General features: G+C 56.1%; 3 protein-coding genes. All 3 read right to left on the reverse strand.

Annotated features, from left to right (window positions below; all coding sequences use genetic code 11):
- Positions 1–383: 383 nt before the first annotated feature.
- The 3 genes from Q31b_RS29270 to Q31b_RS27665 are packed head-to-tail and all read right to left on the reverse strand — an operon-like array spanning position 384 to position 1,559.
- A complete protein-coding gene (locus tag Q31b_RS29270) occupies positions 384–674 on the reverse strand; it encodes a hypothetical protein (protein WP_231617909.1) in 291 nt (96 codons plus the stop codon).
- The gene (locus Q31b_RS29275; protein WP_231617910.1) at positions 664–858 is read right to left on the reverse strand and encodes a hypothetical protein; all 195 of its coding nucleotides are present in this window, start codon (positions 856–858) and stop codon (positions 664–666) included. The genes Q31b_RS29270 and Q31b_RS29275 overlap by 11 nt, the downstream gene beginning before the upstream one ends.
- Before the next feature lie 44 nt (positions 859–902).
- The gene (locus Q31b_RS27665) at positions 903–1,559 is read right to left on the reverse strand and encodes a ThiF family adenylyltransferase (protein ID WP_146602913.1); all 657 of its coding nucleotides are present in this window, start codon (positions 1,557–1,559) and stop codon (positions 903–905) included.
- Positions 1,560–1,683 lie beyond the last annotated feature (124 nt).

Here is a 1,683-nt window from a genome sequence, read left to right on the forward strand (position 1 = left end):
CCGCGATTGAGTTCACCTTGCAGATCGCCCACCGATTGTTGCAGGCGTACGAGTTCCTCGAAAGTCTCGGGTGTGACTCGTGTCGTCGTTCGCGTCGACATGCCGGGGAGAATCGTCAGCGAAAGACTACCGACGATCAGGTTGACGAGGAGTGGTTTCATGGGCCGGTTGCTCCTTGGTTGGTTGTTGGCGGATCATCATTTGCATCATCCGCCGCATGGTTCGAATTTGCCTCCGGTCGTTGCGTACCACGAGCATCGCTGACGCAAGGGCGAAAGACAAAACCGCGATCAGGACTAGCTGCGAGAGCATTCGTTGTATTGTCCCTGTTTTTGAGTAGTGAAGAGAAAGGAGCGAGGTAGTAGCGAATTTGATTCAGCTGGCTACGACGCAGTTTGGTTTAGACGACTTTTGAGCTTTTCGATCAAGTCGCTGGCTTGCCGCAGCGTCAACTGCTTCGGCGTGGAAACGGCAAAGTCGGTTTCGAGTTGGCTTGCCAAATGGACGTTTGCCTTCGAGGCGATCGCGTGAATCGCTCGGATTTGGGCCTCGGTCGCTTCGCGAATACGCGATTGGCCGTTGCCGCCTGCGGGTGCTTGCCCATTGGTGTGCTGTGAAGCCTGAGGAGGGTCGCGAGAGGGCTGCGGGCTGGCTTTTGTAGTTTCAAACCGCAAGTTCCCGTTCGACTTCTTGGCGGCACAAATGGAACGCCTCACGGATGCGTCCGATCAATTGGCCGTCAGGCTCGGCAAGCGGGTCGCCACCGATTTCAAAGTCGATGTGACAGTCAGCACCCTGGCTACCGAAGTTCGGCTGCCCATGCTTACGGCTGACTCCCACCGTGATTCGGGTCGTCATGATTTGACTCCTTGTAGGGTTGTGGAATGAATTGGGAAAATCGCTCAGCAAACGACAAGTTCACTGGCGAGTAGGTTGCAAGATAAGTCACGGTCGGTCGGCAGGTTACGTAGCCAGCGTGTGAACTGCTGGACCATCAGCCCTGCTGCGATCGAGGCGGTGTAGATCGTGCCATGTGACGTACAGGCACCCTGCTGGGCCTCTGTAGGGGCAAATAGGGTCGTGGCGTAGTAATCCACTGAGGAGTCGTTAGAGGCCGTTAAAACGCGAAGCACTTCGCCTCGCATCCGGCCGTCGACAAACAGATCGACTTGACCGCGTAGGCTTCGCCAAATGGCAGACCGAGCCGTAATCGAGTCGACACAGCAGAAGATCACCTGACCCACTTGCTGGCTACGGCGATAGCGATCGATGATCATGTCGATCTCGATCGTCGGGTCGATTCGTTCGATGGCCAGTGTCGTGGCCAGCACTTTGGTGACACCAACGTCCGAGGCCAGGTAGCCTTGTGTGGTGATATTGGTTGATTCGACCGTATCAAAATCAATCAGTTGTAAATGCCGAACACCGATCGATGCCAGCTGCAAGGCCACCTGACGGCCGATTGCACCGACACCGATCACCGTCACCAGCTTGTCCGCCATGCGATCGAGCGGCACGAGTGCTGCCTGTCGCGAGAAGCGGTCGGTGGAAATCGTCATGACGCCACCCACTCGGTCGAATCCCAATGGAAGGCGTTGGTTTCCATCGGATCGACGATCGAATCATCCGCTTCATAGTCGAAGATGCGGCGTGGCGAGAATGGATCGTGAACAACAACGTTAG

This window comes from Novipirellula aureliae (assembly GCF_007860185.1).
Taxonomy (GTDB): Bacteria; Planctomycetota; Planctomycetia; order Pirellulales; family Pirellulaceae; genus Novipirellula_A; species Novipirellula_A aureliae.